General features: G+C 65.2%; 23 protein-coding genes and 2 pseudogenes. 10 read left to right on the top strand and 15 right to left on the bottom strand.

Annotated elements, in window-relative coordinates; translation table 11 throughout:
- Nucleotides 1-592 precede the first annotated feature (592 nt).
- Nucleotides 593-913 carry a hypothetical protein gene (locus OB916_RS08010; protein ID WP_315908777.1) on the top strand — a complete coding sequence of 107 codons (321 nt, stop codon included), beginning with the start codon at nt 593-595 and terminating at the stop codon, nt 911-913.
- On the opposite strand, the gene OB916_RS08005 is transcribed toward OB916_RS08010, so the two are convergent.
- The 4 genes from OB916_RS08005 to OB916_RS07990 are packed head-to-tail and all read right to left on the bottom strand — an operon-like array spanning nt 867 to nt 3,416.
- A complete protein-coding gene (locus OB916_RS08005; protein ID WP_315908776.1) occupies nt 867-1,673 on the bottom strand; it encodes an energy-coupling factor ABC transporter ATP-binding protein in 807 nt (268 codons plus the stop codon). The two genes, OB916_RS08010 and OB916_RS08005, sit on opposite strands and share 47 nt — an antisense overlap.
- Nucleotides 1,670-2,458: a cobalt ECF transporter T component CbiQ gene (gene cbiQ / locus OB916_RS08000; RefSeq protein WP_315908775.1), complete on the bottom strand. Its 789-nt coding sequence runs from the start codon at nt 2,456-2,458 to the stop codon at nt 1,670-1,672. The genes OB916_RS08005 and cbiQ overlap by 4 nt, the downstream gene beginning before the upstream one ends.
- Complete coding sequence (locus tag OB916_RS07995; RefSeq protein ID WP_315908774.1) at nt 2,455-2,775, bottom strand: PDGLE domain-containing protein; 321 nt, start codon at nt 2,773-2,775, stop codon at nt 2,455-2,457. Before OB916_RS07995 ends, cbiQ begins: the two co-directional genes overlap by 4 nt.
- Nucleotides 2,772-3,416, bottom strand: coding sequence for an energy-coupling factor ABC transporter permease (locus OB916_RS07990; protein WP_315908773.1), 645 nt, complete (start codon nt 3,414-3,416; stop codon nt 2,772-2,774). Before OB916_RS07990 ends, OB916_RS07995 begins: the two co-directional genes overlap by 4 nt.
- A gap of 107 nt (nt 3,417-3,523) precedes the next feature.
- Here OB916_RS07990 and nikR point away from each other — a divergent pair.
- Nucleotides 3,524-3,928 (top strand): annotated as a pseudogene (gene nikR / locus OB916_RS07985) (nickel-responsive transcriptional regulator NikR); the annotation flags it as partial.
- Nucleotides 3,929-4,117: 189 nt separating this feature from the next.
- Here the strand turns inward: nikR and OB916_RS07980 are convergent.
- Nucleotides 4,118-4,354: a UPF0058 family protein gene (locus tag OB916_RS07980; protein ID WP_315908771.1), complete on the bottom strand. Its 237-nt coding sequence runs from the start codon at nt 4,352-4,354 to the stop codon at nt 4,118-4,120.
- A gap of 338 nt (nt 4,355-4,692) precedes the next feature.
- On the opposite strand from OB916_RS07980, the gene OB916_RS07975 reads away from it, so the two are divergent.
- Nucleotides 4,693-5,097 carry a translation initiation factor IF-2 subunit beta gene (locus OB916_RS07975; RefSeq protein WP_315908770.1) on the top strand — a complete coding sequence of 135 codons (405 nt, stop codon included), beginning with the start codon at nt 4,693-4,695 and terminating at the stop codon, nt 5,095-5,097.
- Between the two features lie 40 nt (nt 5,098-5,137).
- On the opposite strand, the gene OB916_RS07970 is transcribed toward OB916_RS07975, so the two are convergent.
- Both OB916_RS07970 and coxB read right to left on the bottom strand, forming a co-directional pair.
- Entirely contained in the window at nt 5,138-5,317 is a 180-nt protein-coding gene (locus tag OB916_RS07970) for a DUF7836 family putative zinc-binding protein (RefSeq protein WP_315908769.1), read from the bottom strand.
- Between the two features lie 62 nt (nt 5,318-5,379).
- Entirely contained in the window at nt 5,380-6,105 is a 726-nt protein-coding gene (gene coxB, locus OB916_RS07965; protein WP_315908768.1) for a cytochrome c oxidase subunit II, read from the bottom strand.
- Nucleotides 6,106-6,274: 169 nt separating this feature from the next.
- Here coxB and OB916_RS07960 point away from each other — a divergent pair, with 169 nt between their 5' ends.
- The 6 genes from OB916_RS07960 (at nt 6,275) to OB916_RS07935 (ending at nt 12,795) form a co-directional block, all read left to right on the top strand.
- Nucleotides 6,275-7,654 (top strand): heme o synthase, encoded by a 1,380-nt coding sequence (locus tag OB916_RS07960; RefSeq protein ID WP_315908767.1) that lies wholly within the window; start codon nt 6,275-6,277, stop codon nt 7,652-7,654.
- A 1-nt stretch (nt 7,655) separates the two neighbouring features.
- Nucleotides 7,656-8,327: a DUF7546 family protein gene (locus OB916_RS07955; RefSeq protein ID WP_315908766.1), complete on the top strand. Its 672-nt coding sequence runs from the start codon at nt 7,656-7,658 to the stop codon at nt 8,325-8,327.
- Between the two features lie 52 nt (nt 8,328-8,379).
- Entirely contained in the window at nt 8,380-9,339 is a 960-nt protein-coding gene (locus OB916_RS07950; protein ID WP_315908765.1) for an ABC transporter ATP-binding protein, read from the top strand.
- Entirely contained in the window at nt 9,336-10,124 is a 789-nt protein-coding gene (locus tag OB916_RS07945; RefSeq protein ID WP_315908764.1) for an ABC transporter permease, read from the top strand. The genes OB916_RS07950 and OB916_RS07945 overlap by 4 nt, the downstream gene beginning before the upstream one ends.
- A 173-nt stretch (nt 10,125-10,297) precedes the next feature.
- Nucleotides 10,298-11,362, top strand: coding sequence for a phytoene/squalene synthase family protein (locus tag OB916_RS07940; RefSeq protein ID WP_315908763.1), 1,065 nt, complete (start codon nt 10,298-10,300; stop codon nt 11,360-11,362).
- A 74-nt stretch (nt 11,363-11,436) separates the two neighbouring features.
- The gene (locus OB916_RS07935) at nt 11,437-12,795 is read left to right on the top strand and encodes a hypothetical protein (RefSeq protein ID WP_315908762.1); all 1,359 of its coding nucleotides are present in this window, start codon (nt 11,437-11,439) and stop codon (nt 12,793-12,795) included.
- A 14-nt stretch (nt 12,796-12,809) separates the two neighbouring features.
- Here the strand turns inward: OB916_RS07935 and dnaK are convergent, their stop codons facing one another.
- The 5 genes from dnaK to OB916_RS07910 all read right to left on the bottom strand — a co-directional run bounded on the left by dnaK (nt 12,810) and on the right by OB916_RS07910 (nt 19,180).
- Complete coding sequence (gene dnaK, locus OB916_RS07930; protein WP_315908761.1) at nt 12,810-14,720, bottom strand: molecular chaperone DnaK; 1,911 nt, start codon at nt 14,718-14,720, stop codon at nt 12,810-12,812.
- Between the two features lie 166 nt (nt 14,721-14,886).
- Nucleotides 14,887-16,389: a carboxypeptidase M32 gene (locus OB916_RS07925; protein WP_315908760.1), complete on the bottom strand. Its 1,503-nt coding sequence runs from the start codon at nt 16,387-16,389 to the stop codon at nt 14,887-14,889.
- A gap of 37 nt (nt 16,390-16,426) precedes the next feature.
- Nucleotides 16,427-17,506: a M20 family metallopeptidase gene (locus OB916_RS07920; protein ID WP_315908759.1), complete on the bottom strand. Its 1,080-nt coding sequence runs from the start codon at nt 17,504-17,506 to the stop codon at nt 16,427-16,429.
- 22 nt (nt 17,507-17,528) lie between these two features.
- Entirely contained in the window at nt 17,529-18,680 is a 1,152-nt protein-coding gene (locus OB916_RS07915; protein ID WP_315908758.1) for an MBL fold metallo-hydrolase, read from the bottom strand.
- Between the two features lie 167 nt (nt 18,681-18,847).
- Nucleotides 18,848-19,180: an uS10/mL48 family ribosomal protein gene (locus OB916_RS07910; protein ID WP_315908757.1), complete on the bottom strand. Its 333-nt coding sequence runs from the start codon at nt 19,178-19,180 to the stop codon at nt 18,848-18,850.
- A 148-nt stretch (nt 19,181-19,328) separates the two neighbouring features.
- Here OB916_RS07910 and dnaJ point away from each other — a divergent pair, with 148 nt between their 5' ends.
- The gene (dnaJ, locus tag OB916_RS07905) at nt 19,329-20,471 is read left to right on the top strand and encodes a molecular chaperone DnaJ (protein WP_315908756.1); all 1,143 of its coding nucleotides are present in this window, start codon (nt 19,329-19,331) and stop codon (nt 20,469-20,471) included.
- A 5-nt stretch (nt 20,472-20,476) separates the two neighbouring features.
- Here the strand turns inward: dnaJ and OB916_RS07900 are convergent, their stop codons facing one another.
- The 3 genes and pseudogenes from OB916_RS07900 to OB916_RS07890 all read right to left on the bottom strand — a co-directional run bounded on the left by OB916_RS07900 (nt 20,477) and on the right by OB916_RS07890 (nt 24,366).
- Nucleotides 20,477-21,874 (bottom strand): hypothetical protein, encoded by a 1,398-nt coding sequence (locus OB916_RS07900; RefSeq protein WP_315908755.1) that lies wholly within the window; start codon nt 21,872-21,874, stop codon nt 20,477-20,479.
- Between the two features lie 5 nt (nt 21,875-21,879).
- Nucleotides 21,880-22,620 carry an ABC transporter ATP-binding protein gene (locus OB916_RS07895; RefSeq protein WP_315908754.1) on the bottom strand — a complete coding sequence of 247 codons (741 nt, stop codon included), beginning with the start codon at nt 22,618-22,620 and terminating at the stop codon, nt 21,880-21,882.
- A gap of 115 nt (nt 22,621-22,735) precedes the next feature.
- A pseudogene (locus OB916_RS07890) lies at nt 22,736-24,366 on the bottom strand (potassium channel family protein).
- Nucleotides 24,367-24,384 lie beyond the last annotated feature (18 nt).

Below are 24,384 nucleotides of genomic sequence, written 5' to 3'. Positions count from 1 at the left end.
GGAGGGGTTCGCGTCCCGCACCCGGAGAGTCGCTCGGTCGCACTCGCCGACGCTGCTGTTGGGGACATGTCATCGGGGACTTCGTTCCGATCCCCATGAGAACGTAACTGCCCGGTAGTGGTCATATCTGTGCACACAACCTCTATCGTGAAAAAGACTAGTATACGCGAGGCGACAGACAGAATTAATTTATTCGCACGGGGGTCCTACACTATTTTCCACTTGAAAGACCGTGTGGTATAAATACCTTAAACACTACCAATGAGACATTATACCTATTCCTTCGCATAGGGCAAGATATATACGACAGTCGGGTGTGTACAGAGATACACAATGAGTTCCAAATCGAGCTCCACTTCACGCACTGATTCGCGCACCGCGTCTTCGGACAAAGTGCTGTACTTCTGGTCGAAAACCGACAAGCGGACCGTCAGCGATAGCGGTCGATAGAGCCGACGTGACGTATCCGACGTTCTGCTGAATCGTCACGACCGACCTGCTTTCCAAGCGCCCGAAAGCGGTTAGCCCGCTGTTCTCACGAGGTGGAAATCCTCGGACAGTTTTGAACGTGTAGTTCCGTACCTGCAGGTAGATGAACGAGGAGTACTTCGAGCAACTGGGGCGGCTCGTCGGGCCGCTTCCCGAACGGCAGGCGGCGTTCGGTTGTGATTCCTGCCAGGCGATCTGGTACGGATACGAGGAGACTGCCCCCGACGGTCGCCATCCCAGACCGGACCGCTTCTGTCCACACTGCGGCAGCGAGAACGTCAGAGAACTTCCCGAGATCCCCGGTGCGCTCGCACTCAAGTCGTGGATCGATTGGCCCGAGGATTGTCCGTCGATGGAAGCGGACACTGAGCCCGAGCCTACTCAAGCAGATCAGACAGCCGGGCGGCGCCCTCCGCGACCGTAAGCGGCGGGTCCGAGACGCCGGCCATTTCAAACACTCGCGCGACCGTCGGCGCCTCGAGACCGCACGTTTCGAGGAGCGAGCGGTCGGCCAGGACCTCGGTCACCGGCCCGTCAGCGACGACGCTCCCGGTCGAATCGACGAGGACGACCCGATCGGCGACCTGCGGGACGAGATCGACGTTCGGCGTCGAGACGATCTGTGTCTCCCCCTGTTCGTGGCGCCGGTCGAGCAGCGATAGCACGCGTTCGCGATGGTCCGCGTCGACGTCCGCGACCGGTTCGTCGAGCAACAGCAGATCGGGGTCGACCGCGACGGCACTGGCCAGCGCGGCCCGTCGCTGTTCACCCCCGCTCAGCCGGAACGGTGGCTGATCGAGGAGCGCTGTCAGTTCGAGCCGATCGGCGAGCGACGCGACCCGCTCGCGAGCCTGCTCCTTCGGGATCGACAGCTGTGCCGGACCGTACTCCAGATCGTCTCTGACGGTCGAGTTGAACAGGTATTCGTCGGGATGCTGGGGCAGCACTGCGATCCGGTCGCGGAGGTCGTCGGCCGGCGCGCCGCTTTCGAAGTACGTGATCGTTCCCCCGTCGGGCTCGATCAAGCCGCCGAGCAACTGGATCAGCGTCGACTTGCCGGCACCGTTCGGACCGACGACGGCGACCCGCTCGCCGGCCTCGACCGTGAGATCGAACGCTTCGATCGCAGCCGTTCCGTCGGGATAGCTGTAGGAGACGTCGCGGGCATCGAGGACACGCGTCACAGTAGCCACACCCCCCGAAGGAGGACGATCGTCACGACCATCGTGGCAAAGACGCCGTCCGCGCGGGTGAAGTCGCTGTCGGATGGGTACGCGGCCATCGTCGTCCCGCCCCGTGCCCGGGCATTGCGCTGTACTCGTTCGCCACGCTCGAACGCCCGGAGCAGGAACGATCCCAGCATCGATCCCGTCTCACGCCAGGTCTGGCCGGTTCCGCGGTCGGCGATCGTCCGACTCCGCCGTGCCCGGACGACGCGCGACAGCTCCTCGAAGAAAACCTGCAGGTGGCGGTACGTGATCGCGACGAGCGAAACGCCGAGGGCTGGAACGCCCAGCCGGCGGAAGCCGTCGAGCAGATCGGCGAATCGAGTCGTCGCGACCAACAACGAGAGCAGCGACACCGACACCGTGACCCGAAGCACGAAGGTCAGCACGTACGCCAGACCGGAGTCGGTGACGGGACCAGCGACGGGATCGCCGGGAATGAGCACGAGCTGTGGCGCGACGATCACCAGCGACGCGGCGGGGACGATCGCGACACGGCGAGCGAGTTCGACCGGCGAGACGCGGGACGCGACGGCCAGCCCCCCGACGACCGCAAGGAGGGCGACCTGTGACGGCCACGACGACAGCGAGACCGTCACGACGATCGTCGCGAACAGCCCGACGATCTTGACGGCCGGGTCGACCGACTGGAGGAACCCGTCGCGTCGCGGCGTCTCTTCGGCTTCGAGCAACCGCTGGACCCGCGAGCTGATCTCGGCAAGCGTCCGATCGACGACCGTCACTGTTGTGTCGTGTCGGCGGACAGGAGGCGACCGACGACGAGCGCGATGGTCAGGACGACGGCACTACCGAGCAGTGCCGACGCGAGCGTGCCGAACGGTCCGGGGAGACCCGGAACCGAGTAGTCCGGGAACGGTTCCGTGGCGACAGGGTCGGCGGCCCCGCTCGCACCGGTCGTCTCGGCGGCCTCTTCGATCGGTTCAGTGTATCCGACGCGCTCCGCCGCTATCCCGAATACCGGAGCGAGCAGCGCGAGGACGACGACGATCGCGAGTGCGCGCCTGAGCCACCGTCGCTCCCAGTACGCCCGAAGGCTCATGCGGCCACCTCCCGGGTCGCGCTGGGGAGCACGTCCGGCCGAGACCGGATGACGGCCTGATAGACGATTGCCGTGATCGCCCCCTCGATCACGCCGAGGAGCGCGTGGCCACCGCCCATGATCGCCAGGACGGTCAGCAACTCGTAGTTGAACGCCGAGGAGGCGCCGAGCTGGACGGCCACGCCGAGCGCGCCCGCTGTGGCGGCGATCCAGCCGGCCGCGAAGGCCGCACCGACGTCGTGCCAGCGTCGTCCGAGCCGGAAGATCGCGTAGCCGACGTACACCTCGACGACAGCCATGTTGAACAGGTTCGCGCCGAGAACGGTCAGGCCACCGTCACCGAAGACCAGCGCCTGCACGACCACGACCGAACTCATCGCGAGCACGCCCAGATGGGGGCCGAGCAAGATCCCGGCGAACGCACCACCGACGAAGTGGGCGCTCGTCCCGCCGGGGATCGGAAGCGGCCAGTTCAACATCTGTGCGGCGAAGATCCCGGCAGCGGTCACGCCGACGAGCGGTGCCTGCCCTCCTTCGAGCTGCCCCTCACTTCGACGGGCAGCCACCGCCAGCGCCAGCCCAGCAAGCACGGCGAATACGGCTGCGATCGGGAGATCGACGTATCCGTCGGGAATGTGCATCGGTGGCTGGATCTATCGTTCTCCCTGGGATAATACTTTTCTATAATTCCGTAATACTGAGAGCAGCAGTATCAACGCTCTTGTAGGCCAGGCTGTAACTGCCGGGTATGGCCGACGATCTAGACCGGGTGAGCCTGACGCTCCCGCCAGAGATGACCAACCGTCTCGACGAGATCGTGCGCGAGTGGGACTATTCGAGTCGGTCTGAGGCCGTGCGGGACGCGCTCCGGGATTTCTTTACGACCTACGACTGGGAAGCGGGCGACCGGGGGCGCCACCACGGCACGATCGTCGTGGTCCACGAACACGAACACGACAGCGACCTCCCGGGACAGTTACAGTCGATCCAGCACGACCACGCCGACATCGTCACGTCAGTCCAGCACATCCACCTCTCTCACGATCGGTGTATGGAGACGCTGGTGGTCGACGGGACGGCCGGCGAGATCGACGCGCTGGCCAACCAGCTCCGGGCACTCGGCGGCGTTCGTCAGGTGAAAGTCGTCGTCGTCGGCGGCGCCGACCCCGGCCATGGCCACGAACACGGCCACGAACACGCAGTCCACGACGATCACAGCCACTCTGACGGTCCTGATACCCACGACCACGACGAGCACAGTCACGACGTCCGCGACCACTGATCGCGTCGAGAGCGTTGTGACTGCCGGAGAATCGAGGCTACAGGAGCCGCAGTGCAGAGATCAGTCCGCGCTGGCAGAAACAGGTTCTTTGACTTCCGATTCCAGTTCCGACGTCAGCCCGTCGGCGAGGGCGAAGACGGCCGCTTTGTGGTCTGTTTTCGACTTGTGAATCGATGTCGGCCGAACGCCCTGATCGAGGTATTCGTCGTGTTCGACGGTGTTACCCGTGTGCTCTTCGTAGTGCTCTTGTACCTGTGCGAGCAGGCCGTGGAGGTGAATGAGTTCCTGCTTCTTCATAGTCAATCAACCCTACCAACTGGAGGGTTATAGTAGTATCCTGAGAACTGTTAACACTAGCCCCCATATTCGCGGGTTTTGTCAGGGTCTATTACCCGATATGAGGGTGGACGAAAAACTACCTCACAGACTTCGTTCTGGCGTTGGGAAATCGCCAGCGGTGTGCCGGTCGACCTGAGGATGAAATCGATGAAGCGACAGCAATTGAGGGATGGTATTAACAGTTCTCGTTGTAAATCAATGTCCGATCGATCGCCCGCGCTCTGGCGATCGTAGCAGTGAACAATTACAACGGCCACTATGAAAGGCTTTTACCCGACCGCCGGATACGACCAGATATGGACTACGACGACATGCTCGATCGCGCGATTTCGGAGACGCCAGACATCGAGGGCGGGGACGAGCGTTTCGACGTGCCGGACCCAGACATCCGCCAGGAAGGGAACGTCACTGTCTACGAGAACTTTCAGACCACGGTGGATCGCCTCGGACGCGAGGACGATCACGTCATCAAGTTCCTCCAGAACGAACTGGGGACCAGCGGCCACATCGACGAGAGCGGGCGCGCGCGCCTGACAGGAAGCTTCAACGAGCGTCGGATTTCCGAGGCGCTTGACGCCTACGTCTCGGAGTTCGTCCTCTGTTCGGAGTGTGGCTTGCCGGATACGAAGATCATCCGCGAGAAAGGGGCGGTGTTGCTGCAGTGTGAGGCCTGCGGTGCGCGGTCTTCCACGAGCGGGTAGCCGGTTCGGTGGCGGGCGACAGCCGGAAAACAGCCCCGAACTACTGCAATTCCTTGAGCGTCTGGAGGTCCTGTTCGGTCCGCATGAACTCCGAGAGGCGACGTGAGGCGTGACAGTTCGGACAATTATAGGTCTCGCTCGGCGCCGGAAGGTCCCGTGGCGTCGACTGCCAGTCTTTCGAACATTCGGGACACACCAGCCGCACGTACGCTTCCTCCATGTGTGTCTATCACACGGGGCGGATAGAAAAAGGTTGCCGCTAGTCCGTTCGTGCGATGCTGATCACTCTGCGGAGCTGTTCCCGCTCGTATCGCCTCGCTCGGAAGCGAGCCAGGACTCGTATTTCTCCTGGGTGGTCACGTTGACTTCCGACATCATCACTGAATGGCCGGCACCACAGTACTCGGCACAGTAGAGCTGGTAGGTACCGGTCTCCTGTGGCGTCGTGACGAGGTAATTCGACTGCTCGGGGAACGCGTCGGATTTCAGCCCCAGATCCGGCACGTGAAACGCGTGTAGCCAGTCTTTCGAGGTGACGTTGAGCTTCACCGTCTGGTTCACGGGAATGACAAGTTGATCACTGGTGGAGACGTTCTGTTCGGGGTACTCGAAGCTCCAGGCGTATCGCTCGGCGAACACCTGCACTTCCATGTCCGCTTCTCCCTGTCCGGAGACGTCGTCCTGGGCGAGCACGCCGTAGGCCCCGATGCCGACGAAAAGCAGGACAATTGCCGTCGCGATCGTCCAGGTAATCTCGAGTCGTCGGTTCTCCTTTGTCGGCTTTGCCTCCTCGACGTTGCTCGACCGGAACCGCCAGACGGTATAGAAGAGGATCGCCTCGACGAGGATCGTGATCGGGATCGCGACCGCGAGCAACTCGAAGTTCAGCCCCCAGATCGCCTCTTCCGTCGAGGAACTGGCTGTCGACTGGGCGAGCGCGGGCTGGCTCCCGACGGCGATAAGCACGCCCGACAGCACCGCGGCGGCCCCGGCACGGTTGCGCGTCATTGCCATTCTCTTGGGAACTCGGGTATAAATAACCTGGCTCTCCTGCGGAATTGTCCTTGATATCTTACCCCCAATATACTGGTTGCTTATATTCAAAACCCTGCACGAAACGAGGGGTAACGCGAGAATTAAATATCCAGAGCCGGACCGGATACGTAAGGCGATTCCCGTGGGCGAGACACACACACGTAGGTTCACTGCGCTGCTTGTCGGGACGGTAATCGGCGTCTACACGCTGATCGTCGCCGGTGCGACAGCGGCGATCGCAGACGCTGCCAGCGCCTGTTCGAGCTGGCCGGTCTGTACACAGCCGCCGTCACTGGCCGAGCCGGCGCTGGTGATCGCCTGGGGCCATCGCGTGACCGCCTTGCTCGTCGGCCTGCTCGTGCTCGTGACGGCCGTCGCGGGCTGGCGCATCGCGCAGCGACGCCGGGTCAAATACGCGCTGGCGCTCGCTCTCGTGCTCTTCCCGGTCCAGATCGGCGTCGGGGCCGCCGTCGCGACGACCGGCGCGGCCGGCGATCTTCCCGGGATCCATCTCGGCGTCGCAGCGTCGATCTTCGGCGCGCTCGTCGCCGCCCTGGCCTGGCACCTGGAGGCCGGTGCGGACGACAGTCAGCCGGTGACGACCGACCCCGAACCCGCGCCGGAGCCGATCGAGGACGTGACGGTGACCCGGCCGAGCGGTCTCGTCGAGACCGTTCGTGCGTACGTCAGCCTGACCAAGCCGCGACTGATGTGGCTGCTCAGTTTGGTCGCCGCGGCCGGGATGGCGCTGTCGGCCGGCGGGTCGATCCCGGCCGAGACGATCCTCGCGACGCTGGGCGGCGGTGTACTGGCAATCGGTTCCAGCGGCACGTTCAACCACGTGCTCGAACGCGACGTCGATCGCCGGATGAACCGGACCGCGGACCGGCCGCTGACGACCCAGCAGGTTCCGGTCACGAACGCGCTGGCGTTCGGGTTCGTTCTCGGCGCGCTCTCGCTCGCAACCTTCCTGACGGTCAACGTCCTCGTGGCGGTGCTGGGGCTGGTCGCGATCGTCTTCTACAGCGTGGTCTACACGCTCGTGCTCAAGCCCAACACGGTCCAGAACACGGTCATCGGGGGGGTGGCCGGTGCGCTCCCGGCGCTGATCGGCTCGGCGGCCGTTACGGGCACGATCGGGCTCCCGGGACTGGCGCTTGCGACGCTGATCTTCCTGTGGACGCCCGCGCACTTCTACAACCTCGCGCTGGCGTACAAGGACGACTACGCCCGCGGCGGCTTCCCGATGATGCCGGTCGTCCGCGGGGAGGCGACCACGCGCAAGCACATCCTCTGGTATCTCGCGGCGACGCTGCTGGCGGCGACGGCCGTGACCGCGATCGCGGATCTGGGCGCGCTGGTTGCCGCAACGACTGTTGCCCTCGGAGCCGTCTTCCTGTGGATGGTCGTCAGACTGCACCGCGAGAGAACCGAATCGGCCGCGTTTCGAGCGTTCCACGCCTCGAACGCTTACCTTGGGGCGTTCCTCGTGGCCGTCGTGATCGACGCCCTGGCGATCTGAGATGGCCTCGAACGCGACCGCCTGGGCGACCCGCCTGCGCCCGACCCACGAGACCGCGCGCTGGGCACTGCTCGTCGTCAACGCCGAACTCCTGGTGCTGTGGCTGTGGTTCGTGACCGCCCAGCCGCAGTTCGATTCGCTGCTCGGGGCGCGCTACGTGCTCTATCCGTTCGTCTGGATCAACGTCGGACTGTGGGCGCTCTGGCGGACTACCCCCGCACCGGCCCCACCGCGCCGACGCTACCTCGCCGGCGCGCTCGCGACGGGTTACTTCCTGCTTCTGGCGTCTGTCGGCGGGCTCGTCGGGCCCGCAACCCATCACGCGGTTGCGCCGAATCTCGCCCTCGGGACGCCACCCGGATTCAGTCCGGCCGTGCTGTACGACGGGAGCCTGCTCAAGCTCACCGTGATTCCCTACAAGCTGGTCGGCTATCTGGCGCTGACGTATCTGGTCTACGCGACGATCATCGACGCAGCCGGATCGGCGATAACGGGCGTTCTCGGGCTATTCTCGTGTATTTCCTGCACGTGGCCGATCGTCGCCGCCCTCGTCACCGGGACGATCGGCGGCGGGGCGGCGATCGCCAGCGCGGTGTACGCCGGCGGGTACGACCTCTCGGTCGCCGTGTTCGTCGTCACTGTCGGGTTGCTGTACTGGCGCCCGACGGCGTGACGGCCATGCCGGAACCGAACCGGCTTTGCCGCGCGTGCCCCGAGAGGGGTGTATGACTGACGTACTCGTCGCGCGGGATCTCGCCCGCACCTACGGCGACACGGTCGCACTCGCGGGCGTCTCGCTTTCGGTCGGCGAGGGCGAGGTGCTGGGACTCGTCGGACCCAACGGCGCCGGCAAGACGACGCTCGTCCGTGCGCTGACGGGCACGACAGACGCTGAAGGGGCGGTCGAACTGTTCGGTGAATCGTCCCGAACGGTCAATCGATCGCGGATCGGTCTGCTCCCGCAGTCGTTCGACCCGCCAGCTCGGCTGACCGCACGAGAGCTGATCGAGTACTACGCCGGTCTCTACGACCACACGCGCGACGTCGCGGCCGTGCTCTCGGACGTCGGTCTCGAAGACGCAACCGGAACGGCCTACGAGGACCTCTCGGGCGGCCAGCAGCGTCGGGTCTGTGTCGGGACGGCGCTGGTCAACGATCCCGATCTGCTCGTGCTGGACGAACCGACGACCGGGATCGACCCTGCGGGCCGCCGGGCGGTCTGGCGGCTGCTCGAAGGTCTCGCGGACACCGGGACGACGATCGTCCTGACGACCCACTACATGGCCGAGGTCGAGCGGCTGGCCGACCGGGTCGGCCTGCTCTCGGACGGCGAACTGCTCGCGCTAGACGCCCCACAGGCGCTGATCGACGAGTACGGCGGACAGACACGGCTCGTGATCGATCTCGACGGGGAACCCCAGACAACGCCGTCGATCGGGTTCGAGACGACCCGCAGCGACGGACGGCTCGTCGTGCACGACGTCTCGCCGACGGAGATCGGTGCCGTCGTCGATCGGCTGACCGACTCGGGGATCACCCCCGCCTCGCTGACCTGGCGCGAACCGGACATGGAAGACGTCTATCTCGAACTGACCGGCACGGCAGTCGGCCACGGCGGTGACCCGCTCGATCCGACCGAACTGGAGGCAGCGAGTCCGGTTGCGGCCGACGGAGGTGAGCGATGAGCCGACTCGGCCGAGTCCGTGCCTCCTCCCGGGCGGCGGCGCTGTCTTTCCTCCGGCGGCGGACGGCCGTGTTCTTCACCTTCCTGTTCCCGCTTCTGATCGTCTTCATCTTCGGCGCGCTGGTCGAGACACAGCCGACCGGTGGCGGGCTCTTCACCGAACCGCCCGGGTACTACGTCCCGGGTTATCTCGCTGTCGTCGTGCTGTTCACACCGCTGTCCAGGGTCGGCAGCGAGGTGGCGCGCCACCGCGAGGGCAACCGCTTCGAGAAGCTGGCGACCACGCCGCTGCGGCGCTGGGAGTGGTTGCTCGCACAGACGGTCGTCAACGTCGCGGTCATCGGCCTGGCCGCGCTGCTGTTGCTCGGGCTGTTGCTCGCGGTCACCGGCGCGGATATCGTCCTGTCGCCGCTTCTGGTCCCGTTCGTCGCTGCCGGTGTGGCGCTGTTCTGCGGGATCGGTGCGCTGCTAGGGGCGATCACGGAGTCACAGGACGGCGTCATCGCGGCCAGCAACGCGATCGCGCTCCCACTGTTGTTCCTCTCGGAGACGTTCGTCCCGCCGTCGCTGTTGCCCGAGTGGTTCCACCCCCTGCTGGAGCTGTCGCCGCTGACGTATTTCTCCCGGGGCGTGCGCGCGGCGACGTTCGACAATCCCGCGCTCGTCGACGGCGTCGTGCTCGCCTCTTACGGCGGGGAAGATCCGCTCGTCAACCTCGCGATTCTGACCGGACTGGCACTGATCGCCCTGGGTATCGGGGCGCTGGCACTGCCGCGGACGGACTGATACTGCCGGCTGTACGTTTGTAAGGATATTCGCCACTCCGGGGTAGCGAATCATTTCGAACTGTTGTGGCCGGCAGTATGACCGCGGTGAGCCGGACCACCGTGGGTAGACTGCACTCTGGTCGCGAATGTGGCGGAGTTTTTAACCTCCAACCCTAACGAACGATACAGCAAATGGCCGATACTTCGGAAACCGCCGACGCGGCGACGATCGAGCGCGATCTCGCCTGGAGTCACGAGATCGTCCAGGACGTCTCCAGAACCTTTGCGATCACGATCGACGTACTCGAAGAGCCCATGGCTTCGTCGATCTGTGTGGGATATCTCCTGTGTCGGGTCCCGGATACGATCGAGGACGCAGGTCACATACCCCCCGAGCAAAAGGCAGCGCTGCTGGAGACGTACGATTCGGTGCTCGATCCGGCAGATACCACGACCGTCGAAGCGTTCGAAAACGACGTCGCAGCGTGGGTCCCAGACGACGGGGGCGCAGACTGGGAACTCGTCGCCCAGACCGATCGCGTCCTGCGGGTGTTCGAATCCCGGCCCGAGCGAATCCGCGAGGCGATCCGGCCACCGGCTCGGGAGCTGGTCGGTGGGATGGCGACGTTCGTCAGGCGGTATGCCTCCGAAGGCGGGCTGCGCCTGCAGGCTCGACAGGAACTCCACGAGTACTGCCACTACGCCGCCGGAACCGTCGGCGAACTCGTGACGAATCTCGTCTGTGGCGAGGAGACGCCATCCGGGACCTGTGAGCCCCTGGAAGAGAACGCCGAAGCGTTCGGGCTCGCACTGCAACTCGTGAACATCGCCAAAGACGTCGGCGCGGACTTCCACGAGGAAGACAACGTCTATCTGCCTGCCGACGAGCTGGAGGCGGAAGACGTCGATCAGGGCGCCCTCGACGACCCGGACAGCGTCGACGGTGTCGTCACGGTCGTTCGACGCACGATCGAGGACGCACGTGACTATCTCGACGACGCCCAGACCTGGCTCGAACACGTCCCCGAACGAGCGGGTAACCGCACTGCAGCGTGGGCAATTCCGTACCTACTCGCGGTGGGCACGCTCAGAGAGATCGAATCGCGGCCCGAGGACGTGCTTCGGCCGGAGGGTGTGAAGATCTCTCGCCAGGAGGTCGGTGCCGTCATCGAGGCCTGTCTTGGCGGGCTCGACGCCGAAACGCTCGGTGGTCTGCGCCGGCAGATCGCCGACGAACCGCTCAGCCAGGATCTGTGACTGGGACCCGGTCCGCGCCGTCACTCGCTGACGAAACACCCACCATTATGTAGTCTAACTATCACCAGACGAATATGCGCCGCCGTCAGGTGCTGGTCTCTCTTTCGGTCGTCACAGTACTCCTGCTCCTGGGTAGTGCTGTCGCCGCTCGACCACCCCCGTCGCCGCTCTGTGACGTCTGCACGGACGATGTGGTCGAAAACAGCACTGTCGAGCACTCGACCGTCGTGATCGATATCGGCGAGGACGGCGCCAGTCGCTGGACGGTCACGCTCGAACTGGACGGACAACCGGACGCAGAAGCGATCCGGACGGCGGCACGCCGCGAACTGTCGGACTCCCCGAACGGATCGTCAGTCCGGACCCTGTCGGTGACTTCGACCCCGGACGGCGTCGAGCTGTCACACGAAGGGGCACGGATGGGGCACCGCAGCGCGGGCGGCGTCCTCGTCGTCGATTACTTTCACACCGGTGGAGACGCCGAGTGGTTCGGCGTCAATGCCGACCGGATCGTCGTCCGCGGCCCGCCGGAATCAGTCCTCGTCCGGGATCCGGTTCGATCGGCGTTCGTCGACGATCGGGACTGGATCGACGCGAACGAGACGACGCTCGTGTTGACCGGTGTGCACGGCGACAGGTTCGATCGAACGATCTCCGGCGGCTGGTATCTCGTCTTCGGATCCGATTCCGGCCTCGTAGCCACTGCCGCCGCGAATCTCGGCATCTGGGCCGACGTCGCACAGCTCAAGCTCGATTCCGTGCCCGGGCCCGCCCCGTTCCCGGCCGCGATCCTCGCGGCCTTCGTCGTGATCCTGGTCCGTCACGGGGACACCCTCGCCCGACTGTCACGCTTCGGGCGGGCACGGAGTCTGCTCGGCACTGGCGCTGGACTCGCTCTCGCCAGTCTGCTACTCGCACCGGTTTCCGGGGGCGTCTCGATCGGTTCGGAAAACGCTGTCCTCTTTCAGACGCTGTTCGCGGGCGTGGTTTCGGGGCTTCCGTCGCTCGCGATACCGATCGCCGTCGTCGCGCAGTACCTGCTGGTGGATCGAACTGACGTCTCGACGCGTCGGCTCGTCGAGACGGGTGTCGTAGTCGCCGTCACGATGCTCCTCGTGGGGGTCTGGGGGCTCGGAGCGAATACTCGGGGCGCGGTCGTGTACGCAGGGACCGTCGGGTTGTTCGTGCCGCTTCTGTTTCTGCCGCTGGCGCTGGCCGAACGGCAGCGCGCCACGGTCGTGCTGGCCGGGACCATCGTCGCCTCGCCGCTGTTGATCGTCGTCGGTACTGGCCCGTACCGTGGGTACGCGGAGATGCTCTTCCCGCTGGTGTACGTCCCCTGGGCGCTCGTGGCCGGCACGGCCGGCGGATTCGCGTACGCTTACGGCCGATCGGTACGCCAGACGCGTAAGCAGCGAAACACTGGATCGTGAAGACTTGACTCGCGTTACTCGTCTTCGTCTTCGTCGACGTCTTCGAAGTCGGCGTCGACGTACTCCTCACCCTGCCCGGCTGCACCCGCACCGGGACCGGCCGCGCCGCCGGGTCCAGCGCCTGCGGCACCGCCAGGACCGGCACCCGCAGCGCCGCCCGCGCCGCCGGCAGCCTGCTGGGCCTGCTCCTGGTACATCTGCTTGCCGATCTCCTGTAACTCTTCGGTCAGCGCCTCGGTGACTTCCTCGTAGTCCTCTTTCCCGGCGTCCTCGTCTTCGAGCGTCTCCTGGACGTCTTCGATCTTGGCTTCGATGGATTCGCGGAGGTCGTCGTCGACGTTTTCCTCGTTTTCTTCCAGCAGGGTCTCGGCGCGCCGGACAGTTGCCTCGGCCTCGTTGCGCGCCTCGATGCGCTGGCGGCGCTGTTCGTCCTCTTCGGCGTGTTTCTCGGCCTCTTCTTGCATCTGCTCGATCTGCTCGTCGCTCAGGCCAGCGCCGCCCTCGATGGTGATGTCTTCCTTGTTGCCCGACCCCTTGTCCTCGGCGGAGACGTTGACGATCCCGTTCTCGTCGATGGAGAACGTCACCTCGATCTGCGGGGTGCCGGCGGGCGCCGGCGGGATCCCTGCGAGCGTGAACTCCCCGAGCAGCTCGTTCTCTTCCGCGATCTCGCGTTCTCCCTGGAAGACGCGGATCTGGACCTGGGTCTGGTTGGCCGCGGCGGTCGTGAAGATCTTGGACTCTTCGGTCGGGATCGTGGTGTTCTTCTCGATGAGTCGCTCGAACAGTCCGCCCTTGACCTCGACACCCAGCGAGAGGGGCGTCACGTCCAGCAGAACGATGTCGTCGACGTCACCGGACAGCACGCCGCCCTGGATCGCCGCGCCAAGTGCGACGGCCTCGTCGGGGTTGACGTTCTTCTTGGGATCCTGGCCGGTCAGCTCTTCGACTTTCTCCTGGATCATCGGCATCCGGGTCGATCCGCCGACGAGCAGGACTTCGTCGATGTCGCTTTTGCCGTAGTCGGCGTCTTCAAGCGCCTGCTCGGTCGGGCCGACCGTCCGCTCGACCAGGTCCTCGGTCAGGCTCTCGAACTTCGCTCGCGTGAGCGACTTCTCGAGGTGGACCGGTCCGTCGTCAGTCGCCGTGATGAACGGCAGGTTGATCTCGGCTTCCTTCCGGGAGGAGAGTTCGATCTTGGCCTCTTCGGCGGCGTCTTTCAGCCGCTGGAGGGCCTGGCGGTCCTCGGTCAGGTCGATGCCGTGTTCGTCCTCGAACTCGTCGGCCAGCCAGTCGATGATGGCCTGGTCCCAGTCATCGCCACCGAGGTCGTTGTCACCGTTCGTGGCGACGACCTCGTAGACGCCGCCGCCGAGATCCAAGATAGAGACGTCGAAGGTTCCGCCCCCGAGGTCGTAGACGAGTACCGTCTGGTCGGACTCGTCGTCCAGTCCGTAGGCCATCGAGGCCGCAGTCGGCTCGTTGACGATCCGCTCGACCTCGAAGCCGGCGATCTCGCCGGCGTCTTTGGTCGCCTGGCGCTGTCGATCGTTGAAGTACGCCGGGACCGTGATGACGGCCTTCTCAATCTCGTCGCCCAGGTACTCCTCGGCGTCGTGTTTGATCTTCTGGAGGATCATCGCCGAGACTTGCTCGGGCGTGTACTCTTCGCCGTCTAGTTCGACCGTGTAGTCGTCCTCGCCCATGTGGCGCTTGATCGACTGGATGGTCTGCTCGGGGTTCTTGACGGCCTGGTTCTTGGCCGGCTTGCCCACCAGTCGTTCGCTGTCGTCGAACGCGACGACGGAGGGTGTCGTCCGTTCGCCTTCACTGTTGACGATGATCTCCGGGTCGGCCCCTTCCATCACCGCAAACGCAGAGTTGGTCGTCCCCAGGTCGATTCCGAGGATCTTGTTACTCGCCATGTTGGCGATACCTACCCGTCTGACCCGGTTAAAAGTTGCTAGACGAGACGAGGTCGAACCCGTCTCGATCGCCCAAGAACGAACGTTTCAGGGAATCTCCGTCAGCCTTTCCGGAGCTTATAAATCGACCGCTTTCAGACCGAACAGGTCCGATCCTCGGGACGAATCACAGCTCGTACAGCTCGCTGTACTTCTCTGTCACGTAGTCAAGGAAGTAATCGGCGGTGTAGGACTCGCCGGTCGCGAGTTCAACGAGTTCATCTGTCGTGTACCGCGCACCGTGGCGGTGGACGTTCTCTCGGAGCCACGTCTGGAGGTCCTCGAACTCGCCTTCGTGGATCGCCTCGTCCAGGTCGCCGAGGTCGTCCTCTGCAGCCGCGTAGAGCTGGGCCGCCATGACGCTGCCCAGCGTGTACGTCGGGAAGTACCCGAAGTTGCCGTGGCTCCAGTGGATGTCCTGCAGCGCTCCCTCGGCGTCGTTTTCGGGCCGGACACCCAGGTACTGCTCGTACTTGTCGTTCCACACCTCGGGGACGTCTTCGACGTCCAGGTCGCCGTTGACGAGGTCGCGCTCGATCTCGAAGCGGACGACGATGTGCATGTGATAGGTAAGCTCGTCCGCGTCGACGCGGATGAGGTTGTCGTCGTAGACGCGGTTCGCGGCCCGGTAGAACGCCTCTCCGTCGACATCCTCGAGCCCGTCGAAGGCCCCGCGAACGTCCTCTTCGATCAGCTCCCAGAACGGGCGGCTGCGGCCGACGTGGTTCTCCCAGAGGCGCGACTGGGACTCGTGGACGCTGAGGTTGCGTGACGACCCCAGCGGCGTCCCGTACTCTTCCTGCGGAAGGCCGAGGCTGTAGAAGGCGTGACCGAACTCGTGGATCGTCGCCGTGAGCGCGCTCAGCGGATCGTCTTCGAGGAATCGTGTAGTGACCCGGCAGTCGAACTGGTTGCCCGAGGTGAACGGATGGCTCGAGGTGTCCAGTCGCCCGCGCTCCCAGTCGTATCCCAGATCGGTGAGGATCTCTCGCGAGAGCTCTTCCTGTGCCTGCTCGGAGTACGTCCCGTCCGCGAACGGATCCGGGAGCGTGACGTCGCTGTCGCCGACGGCGTCGATCAGCGGGACGAGTTCCTCGCGGAGCTGTTCGAGCACTTCCTCGGCCGTCTCCAGTCCGAGATAGGGCTCGTACTCCTCGAAGAGGACGGCGTAGGGGTCGCGATCGGGATCGATCTCGGCGGCGTACTCGCGGCGCAGCTCGACCAGTTCCTCCAGTATGGGCGCGAACTGCGAGAAGTCCGACTCGGCCTTCGCGGACTCCCAGACTTCGAGTGCTTCGGAGGACTTCGCGCTTATCTGCTCGATCAGCTCCCGGGGAACCGCCGCGGCGCGCTCGTGTTCGCGCCGTATCTCGCGGACGACTGCCTGCTGTTCGTCGTTCAGGTCGGCTTCGGCGGCGGCGTCGAGCGCGTCGGCGACCTCGTCGTCGGTCAGCAGTTCGTGTCGGAGTCCGGACAGCGTCGACAGCTGTCGGCTCCGTGCCGGCGCGCCGCCGTCCGGCATCGTCACCTGCTGGTCCCAGGAGAGGACGCCGACGGCAGATTCGAGATTGCTGACCCGACGATACGCTTCGAGAAGGTCGTCGTATGCCTGTGGTGTGTCCGCTGACATGGCCGGGCATACGACCGCGGCGATAAAGTATTCGGGGTCACGGAAACCGCTCGGCGAGCGTCCGGTAGAGTCGCTGGCAGCGCTCCAGAGCGGCGGTCGAGACGCTTTCGTCTGCTGTGTGGGCCTGACCTGGCTCGGCGGCGCCGATCACGAGCGTCTGCGTGTCGGCTTCAGCGGCGAGCCAGCCCGCGTCGGTCGCGTGTGGTTTGACCACGTGTTCCGGGTCACCGTCCTGAATCGCCTGTGCGACCGCCAGCGCGACGGCGGCGAACCGTTCGTCCCGGCAGGCCATCGGGGGCAGATCCTGTTCGACCGACCAGGTGACGCCTTCGATCAACTCGACCGTCTCAAGTCCGGCCCGTTCGCCGGGGACGGTCCGCTCGTCGACGGTCACCGTACACCGGTCCGGGATCATGTTCCAGGCGTCTCCCCCGTGGATCTCGGTGACTTCGAGGCTCCCCTGTACGCGCTTCCCTCGCACTGTTGTCTCCGGAGTGGACAGTCCCCGGATCACGTCGACGGCGTCGGTCGCGCGGTAGATAGCGTTCGTACCAGCACCGGGCTCGCTGGCGTGAGCCGCCGTCCCCCGTGCCGTGATCGTGCTCGCACGCCGTCCCTTGTGGGCGACCGCGACGTCGGTCACGCCCGGGGCGGAGTAGCCCGTCGAGCCTTCACCGACGACCGCGTACTCGGGGGCGAACCCGTCCCGGATCGCCGCTCGACAGCCGGTACCGCCTTGTTCCTCGCCGACGAACGACGCGAAGACGAGTTCGCCGGCGGGGTCGCTGTCACGAAACGCACAGGCCATCGCCGCCAGCGATCCCTTCATGTCGGCACTACCACGGCCGAACAGCCGCCCGTCGCGCTCCTCGACGACGTATCCGGACTCGTCCTGCTGGCCGGGATCCGGCGGGACGACGTCGTGGTGGCCGACGAGCGCGAGCGAGCAGTCTCCGCCGCCACGGCGAGCGAAGACGTTCCCGACCTCGTCGCGTTCGACGGTCGCGTCCGTGTGCTCGCGGAGCCAGGATTCGAGCAGCGATCCGACCTCGTCAGGATCGTCGTGGCTCGGCGTCGCGACCAGCCGCCGGGCGAGCGTCGTTGCGTCTGTGCTCATCCGAGAGAGACGACCGTCACGTTCAGTCCCCGCTCGCCGCGCAGTTGTTGGGGCCGAGCTCCAGTTCCGTTGCCGCCGCCTCGTCTTCGGGTTCGTTCCGACCCGCGTTGATGGCGATGATCTCCTCGTAGTTCGGCGGCTTCTCCGGCAGCGAGTCCGTGAGCCGACGCACGAACGCGTCGCGATCGACGGACAGGAGATCCAGTTCTGTCCGGACGTCGCCGATAGTCGAACAGACGGGCTCGCCGGACGTCACGTCGGTCGACCCGTCGGCGCCGACGGCGAAGTGACCGGGCAACACCGTGATCGAGTCGGGTTCCGCGAGCAGCGTGCGGTGGAGCGAATCGTACAGCCGCTGTGCGCCGGTGTCGGCGTCGCCGTCACCGAACTGGAGTTCTGTCCGGCCGACCGAATCCACGAACAGGGTGTCGCCGGTCAGCACTGCCTCGTCGTCGAGCAGGTAACTCACGATCTCGGAGGTGTGTCCGGGCGACGGGACGGCTTTGAGATCGTGCTCGCCGACCGTGACGACCTCGTTGCGTTCCAGGGGTTCGTAGTCGTCGGTGACGCCGCGATCGACCGCGTCGGCCCCGAGGTAATAGGTCGCACCGACGTACTCGGCCAGTTCCCGGCCACCGGAGACGTGGTCGGCGTGGACGTGGGTGTCGAAGACGTGTTCGATGGAGTAGCCACGCTCCGAGGCGGCCGAGGCGAACTGGTCGACGTGGCGGGTCGGATCGACCACGGCGGCGACCTCGGCGGCCGGATCGGCGATCAGATAGCTCAGACATCCCTTCGCGCGTCGCTGGAACTGGAGTACCTCGAGATCGCCCGCAGTCGGGATCTCGACGACGTCGTAGACCTCGCTCCAGCCCTCCATGCCGTCCTCGACGACGGTGACGTCCTCGAAGCCGCTGTCCTCGAGCTGGGTCGCCAGATCGTGTGAGGAGATCCCCTTCGCGCAGATCGTCACGACCTCGTCCTCGCTCGACAGGCCCGTTGCCTCCCGGAATTCGCCGGCGTCGAACTCGAAATCGGGCTTGTAGGTGTACTGGATCGCGTCCTGGATGTGCCAGGCGTCGAAACTGTCCTCCGGACGTGTATCGAGCAGCTCGAACGACTCGCCGGCGTCGATCCAGTCGCGCAATTGACTGGCGGTGATCGTCTCGACCATACGCGAGCGGTACGTGCTCGGCGAAGTTATAAGATCTGTAAGGCGAAGGTTTCGGTGGGGTCACGACGGAGCCGCCCTCTCGCTTTATACAGCCGGCTGTGACGTCACGACGGAATCCAGGATAGCGGCCTGGATCTCACCTGCAAAATCGATGCTTGTGAACTCAATCAGTCGCCGTGTCCCTGGCCCCGCCGCTGTTCGACTTCGACTTCGACGGAGATCGCGGCGGGCAGATCGCGGCCGGCGACCGACCGGGCGAACTCGTCGTGGCCGACGATCTCGATCGTTCGGGTGTAGACGGTGTAGTTCCAGGCGTCGAACTCGCCGCCGGTGTCGAGCAGCGTCTTCGACTGCGGGACGCGAATGTCGTCGGGCGGCTGCGGATGGGGGCCTTTGTGTTCGACGCCCTTCCGTGCGGCGTCGGCCTTGATCTCCCTGACGACCTCCTCGAGGAGATGGCGATCCCCGCTCTCGAAGGTGAGTTTCGTGACGAAGGGCATTCTTGCCCGTGGGTGGGGTGTCCGGAGGTAAAAGCACACTCATCGGCTGCCGTCCGGGCGTAGTCCTGTCCGTCCACGGAGCAGATGCCGTCGGTCCGGCCGGACCCGGGCTTTTGAAGTGTCTCAACCGATTACCCAGCGATAACGAATGAGCGAGGATTTCTACGACATACTCGGGGTCTCACGCGACGCCAGCGAGGAGGAGATCCAGGAGGCCTACCGAAAGAAGGCACGCGAGTATCACCCCGACGTGAGCGACGACCCCGACGCGGAAGAGAAGTTCAAGCAAGTCAAGAAGGCCAAAGAGGTCCTGACCGACGAAGAGAAGCGCCGCGCCTACGACCAGATGGGCCACGAGCGATTCGAGCAGGCCGAAAAGCGGGGCGGATTCGACGGTGGTGGCGGCCGCGGCGGCCGCGGCGATCCCTTCGGCGGCGGGTTCAACATGGAGGACATCTTCGACCAGTTCTTCGGCGGTGGCCGTCGTCGGCGTCGCGACAGCAACCGTCCGCGCCAGGGCCAGGACCTGAAAACGACGCTCGAGATCGACCTCGAAGAAGCCTACGAGGGAGCCGAAAAGCAGGTGACGATCCGCCGGCCCGAAACCTGTCCGGACTGCAGCGGCAACGGCCACCCACCGGACGCAGACAGCCAGACCTGCCCCGAATGTAACGGGCGCGGACAGGTCACGCAGGTCCAGCAGACGCCGATGGGACGCGTCCAGCAGACGACGACCTGTCGGCGCTGTGGCGGCGAGGGGACGCTCTACGAGGAGACCTGTTCGACCTGCGGCGGCGATGGGGTCGTCCGCAACGAGGCAACGCTCACCGTCGAGATCCCCGCCGGCATCCAGGACGGCCAGACGCTCCGGATGGAACGGGAGGGCGCCCCCGGCGAGAACGGCGGGCCGAACGGCGACCTGCTGATCGACGTGTCGATCCGCGACCACCCCGAGTTCGAACGCGACGGCGACGACCTCAACCGGCGAGAGCCGATCTCGTTCCCGCAAGCGGTCTTCGGGGACACGATCGAAGTGCCGACGCTGGACGGGGACATCGAGTTCGAGATTCCGTCCGGTACCCAGAGCGGCGAGACGTTCCGGCTCGAAGGCAAGGGGATGCCACACCTGCGTCGGCGCGGCCACGGCGATCTCTACGTGACCGTGCAGGTGTACACGCCCGAAGAACTGAACAGCGAACAGCGCGAAGCCCTGGAGGCGTTCGCCGAGGCCAGCGACGAGGAAATCAGCGTCGACGAGGGCTTCTTCGAGAAACTGAAGAACTCTATCTGACGGGCCTAGGCACGGAGTCGTTTTTCCCATCGCGGCCCGGCACGGCGAGCGAGGACGATGCCGCCCAGTCCCGAGAGTGTGGCGAGTCCGATACCGACGGCAATAGTGACTGTCGGTGCTGCCGTCGACGCCAGCGCCGCGACCAGCAGCGGTACCGCAACGACGGCCAGTCCCGCGCCGAACGCTGCAAACCGCGGCGTGTCGAACAGCAACTCCGTGGGCGAGAGTCCGGCGACGAACGCGGTCAACCCGAAGACGTAGACCGCGACGCCCGGAAAGACGACGACGGCGACGAGCAACTCCGCGAGCGGGAGCCACAGCGCCGCGACGACGATATACAGCAAGCCAGCCGGAAGGAGCAGCGCCAGGTACGCCCGTCGCTTGCTCGCGAACACCTGGCCGGTCGTCACCGGATAGCGGAGCGTCTCCCGCGGATCCTCGAACTGCGTGAGCCAGGCGTAGGTCGTGAACCCGCCTAGGCCGAGGAAGGTCCCCAGCGCGAGCCCGAAGTGCGGCTCGAGGACGGTCACGCGAGCCAGCTCCGAGAGCAACGCGACCACGACGACGACCAGTACCCCCATCGAGAAGACGACCTTCCAGACTGAGCCGCTCGATCGCGCGACCGACAGCACCGTTCGGCGGGCGATGCCCGTCTCGTCCGGGATCGCCTGCGCATACCTCGACAGGGGGCCGATCCGCTGGCGACCGTCGGTCCGCTCGACGGGTTCGAACAGGGCGACGCCCAGCACGGAGACGACCAGCGTCGGCGCGAACCCGGCCGTGGCCGTGGCGAACGTCGGATCGACGAAAGCCCCGTACGGCGTCAGGGCGACCGGATCGACGCCGATCACAAGCACGGTACCGCTCGCCAGCGCGGCGACCGCCAGCGCGAGTGCGCCGTGATGGCTCGCGAGTCCGACCAGCGTCAGACTCAACCCGACGCCGAGCGCGAAGGTTCCTGCCAGGGTCACCCACAGCGACAGGACTGCCAGAGCTCCCTCCCCCGTCGTCAGCGCCAGCGGTGCGTACGCCAGCGCGATCGGGGCCAGGAACAGTCCCGAGTAGTACAGCACGTCCTTCAGCAGGAAAGCCGCGAGCAACCGTCGCCACGACACCGGGAGCGTCCGGGAACTGAACACCAGAAGCGTCACGTCACCGAGCACGTCGCGCATCGCGTCCCGACCGACGAGCCCGATCGTCCCGACCTGGAGCCCGAAAAAGCCGACCAGAACGTGCAACCCGGCGGCGATCGTCGAGGTTTCCGTTCCGATCGCCGATAGCAGCCAGAACGCCCCGGCTGCGATCGCCGCGATACCCACCGGGAACGCTCCGAATCGACGCCCGCCGAAGAGGTCGACGTGCAGCCGCCACTCTTCGACGATCATGGCGCGCAAGATTCCCACGGCAGTCACCTCCCGATCGTCGGAACCGCCTCTGGTTTGTCACCTTCGACCGTCGAGAGGAAGTATTCGAGCAGCGACTGCTCACTTTCGAGTGTCCGCGGATCGGTCGTCCCCAGTAACTGCCCCGCCCTGAGGATACCGACCTGCGTACAGAGCTCTTCGGCGACGTCGACGAAGTGCGTCGAGAGAAAGAGCGTGTTGCCCGCCTCACAGTAGGCTTGCAGGTGGTCTTTGACTTCCTCCTGCAGGATCGGGTCGAGATTGACCAGCGGTTCGTCGATGAAGACCAGCGACGGCTCGTGGAAAAACGCCTGCGCGAGCATGACGCGCTGGCGTTCGCCCTCCGAGAGGTTGGTCGCCAGCGTGTCGAGTTTGTCCTCGAAGGACAGCTTCGCCGCCCACTCACCGATCCGATCCTGGGCGTCCTCGAGACCGCGGATCTCCGCGGCGAACTCGAGATACTCTCGCGGCGTGAGGAAACTCGGTGGATCCTCTCGCTCGGGGAGAATGCCGATCCGCGATCGCACGTCGAGCGGCCGCTCGACCGGATCGACGCCCAGCACAGTCGCGGACCCGCTCGTCGGTCGCCGCTGGCCGGTCAGGATCTCGATCGTCGTCGTCTTGCCGGAGCCGTTCGGGCCCAGCAACCCGAATAGTTCGCCGTCGTCGACGGTCAGATTCAGGTCTTCCAGCGCCGTCACGTCCCCGAACTCCATCCGGAGGTCGGTGGTGTCGATGGCAGTCATACTTCAGCTCCGAAAGCGCCACACTCCTTGCTGGTCGATACCGATATACTCTGGCCATCGGGTGAGACGCTCTTAGGCGTTCGGTCCACCGGCCGGGTGTCCGCCGCTTCCGGACCTACCGGAACTCTTCGGTGAACCGGTTCGTCCCCTCGTCGGTACCGACGACGATCAGCTCGTCGCCGCTCTGGATCCGGAAATCCGACCCGAGATCAGTGTGGACCTCCCCGTCGCGTTCGACGCCGACGACGGTACAGCCGGTTCGTGACCTGACGTCCGCCTCCTGGAGCGTTTTTCCGACCATCGCCGGGGCCGCCGTCTGAACGACCTCGATCTGGGTGTCGAACGAGATGACGTCTTCGTCTTCGAGGATGGTCGAGGCGATCATCCGACCCGTGACGGTCTCCAGCGCGAGCACGTAGTCGGCCCCGGCGCGGTACATCTTCTGGATGCTCTCGGCCTGTTCGACGCGAGCGATGATCTCCGCCTCGGGGCTGAGATCGCGGACGACGAGCGTCACGAACTCTGACGCGGTGTCGTCAGGGATCGCCAGTAGGACCGTCCTGGCGTCGTGAATCCGGGCGGCCTCGAGCGTCTCGGGATCGGTCGCGTCGCCGACCACGTCGACGCCCTCCCGGTCGATCGGATCCACGGTCGTATACGGGATCCCCTGTCCGTCGAGCAACTCTGCCACCCGCTGGCCCACCTGGCCGTACCCGACGAGCAAGACGCGCCCACCGTCGAAGCGTCGGACGGACGTGAGCGTTCGCTCTCGAAGCCGTGTGAGCTGTTCCGCGCGACCCGTCACCAGCAGGACCGTCCCCCGGTCGATCGTCGTCTCTGGGGACGGCGGACTCTCGAACTCCCCGGAGAACCACGCGCCGATGACGTTGACGCCGGTCACCTCGCGGATGTTGCTCTCGGCGAGCGTCGTCCCTGCCAGCGGACTCTTGGCCCCGACTGGAAGTTCGGCGATCTGTAGATCACGATGGCAACGGCATCGTTCAGGCTCGCCCGGACGCTCGTGGTGACCTTCGAGGCGAGACTCTCACCGAGGATCGGTCGCGGTGACAGTACTGCGTCGGCCCCGGCGAGCTCGTGGTAGCGTCGCTGGTCGGGGTCTTCGACGACGCTGACGATCTGTACGTCTTCGCTGACCTCCTGAGCAGTCAGAACGATGCTCGTATCCACGTCGTCGCTGACGTCGGCGACGATTGCGCGCGCGTCTGCGAGGTTCGCGCTTTGCAGCCCCGCGACGGACGTCGGGTCCTCGTGGATCGTGTTGTACCCGCTCTCGTAGCGGTCGGTGGCCGTCCCTCGGTCGGGTTCAACGAGGACGTGATCGACATCCCAGGAGTCGAGTTCGTCGATCAACACCTCTGCTCGCGGCGTGTCCGCGCAGACGACCACGTGGTCCGCGAGATCGTCTTCGACGCTGGTCGGCACCGTCGTCGAGAACACCTCCTCAAACAGCGGAAAGATCAGCACCGGCAGCGCCAGGAAGACCAATATGACGCCGGTCAGGTCCATTGCGATGACGAGGGCGTTCATGAGATCGGTACTCCAGGGCGCGTCTTCGCCAAAGCCCGTGGTCGTGAACGTCTGGACGACGACTTCCAGTGACTGCAGGAACGACTTGGACTCTCCTTCGAGATAGACCATCCCGTAATGATAGACGACGGCATAGAAGGCGATAATCGACACGAGGACGGCGAGCGAATAGATCGTTCGACGATACCACTTGTTCATCTGTTTCCTGGTTTGCCC

Origin of the sequence: Halapricum hydrolyticum (assembly GCF_025517535.1) — an archaeon.
Taxonomy (GTDB): domain Archaea; phylum Halobacteriota; class Halobacteria; order Halobacteriales; family Haloarculaceae; genus Halapricum; species Halapricum hydrolyticum.
This window is presented reverse-complemented; position numbering and strand designations above follow the sequence as displayed.

Coding starts and splice junctions, on each gene's coding strand:
- OB916_RS08010 (WP_315908777.1), top strand. CDS start 593: ATGAACGAGGAGTACTTCGAGCAACTGGGGCGGCTCGTCGGGCCGCTT.
- OB916_RS07995 (WP_315908774.1), bottom strand. CDS start 2,775: ATGAGCCTTCGGGCGTACTGGGAGCGACGGTGGCTCAGGCGCGCACTC.
- OB916_RS07990 (WP_315908773.1), bottom strand. CDS start 3,416: ATGCACATTCCCGACGGATACGTCGATCTCCCGATCGCAGCCGTATTC.
- OB916_RS07980 (WP_315908771.1), bottom strand. CDS start 4,354: ATGAAGAAGCAGGAACTCATTCACCTCCACGGCCTGCTCGCACAGGTA.
- OB916_RS07975 (WP_315908770.1), top strand. CDS start 4,693: ATGGACTACGACGACATGCTCGATCGCGCGATTTCGGAGACGCCAGAC.
- OB916_RS07970 (WP_315908769.1), bottom strand. CDS start 5,317: ATGGAGGAAGCGTACGTGCGGCTGGTGTGTCCCGAATGTTCGAAAGAC.
- coxB (WP_315908768.1), bottom strand. CDS start 6,105: ATGACGCGCAACCGTGCCGGGGCCGCCGCGGTGCTGTCGGGCGTGCTT.
- OB916_RS07955 (WP_315908766.1), top strand. CDS start 7,656: ATGGCCTCGAACGCGACCGCCTGGGCGACCCGCCTGCGCCCGACCCAC.
- OB916_RS07950 (WP_315908765.1), top strand. CDS start 8,380: ATGACTGACGTACTCGTCGCGCGGGATCTCGCCCGCACCTACGGCGAC.
- OB916_RS07945 (WP_315908764.1), top strand. CDS start 9,336: ATGAGCCGACTCGGCCGAGTCCGTGCCTCCTCCCGGGCGGCGGCGCTG.
- OB916_RS07940 (WP_315908763.1), top strand. CDS start 10,298: ATGGCCGATACTTCGGAAACCGCCGACGCGGCGACGATCGAGCGCGAT.
- OB916_RS07935 (WP_315908762.1), top strand. CDS start 11,437: ATGCGCCGCCGTCAGGTGCTGGTCTCTCTTTCGGTCGTCACAGTACTC.
- dnaK (WP_315908761.1), bottom strand. CDS start 14,720: ATGGCGAGTAACAAGATCCTCGGAATCGACCTGGGGACGACCAACTCT.
- OB916_RS07925 (WP_315908760.1), bottom strand. CDS start 16,389: ATGTCAGCGGACACACCACAGGCATACGACGACCTTCTCGAAGCGTAT.
- OB916_RS07920 (WP_315908759.1), bottom strand. CDS start 17,506: ATGAGCACAGACGCAACGACGCTCGCCCGGCGGCTGGTCGCGACGCCG.
- OB916_RS07915 (WP_315908758.1), bottom strand. CDS start 18,680: ATGGTCGAGACGATCACCGCCAGTCAATTGCGCGACTGGATCGACGCC.
- OB916_RS07910 (WP_315908757.1), bottom strand. CDS start 19,180: ATGCCCTTCGTCACGAAACTCACCTTCGAGAGCGGGGATCGCCATCTC.
- dnaJ (WP_315908756.1), top strand. CDS start 19,329: ATGAGCGAGGATTTCTACGACATACTCGGGGTCTCACGCGACGCCAGC.
- OB916_RS07895 (WP_315908754.1), bottom strand. CDS start 22,620: ATGACTGCCATCGACACCACCGACCTCCGGATGGAGTTCGGGGACGTG.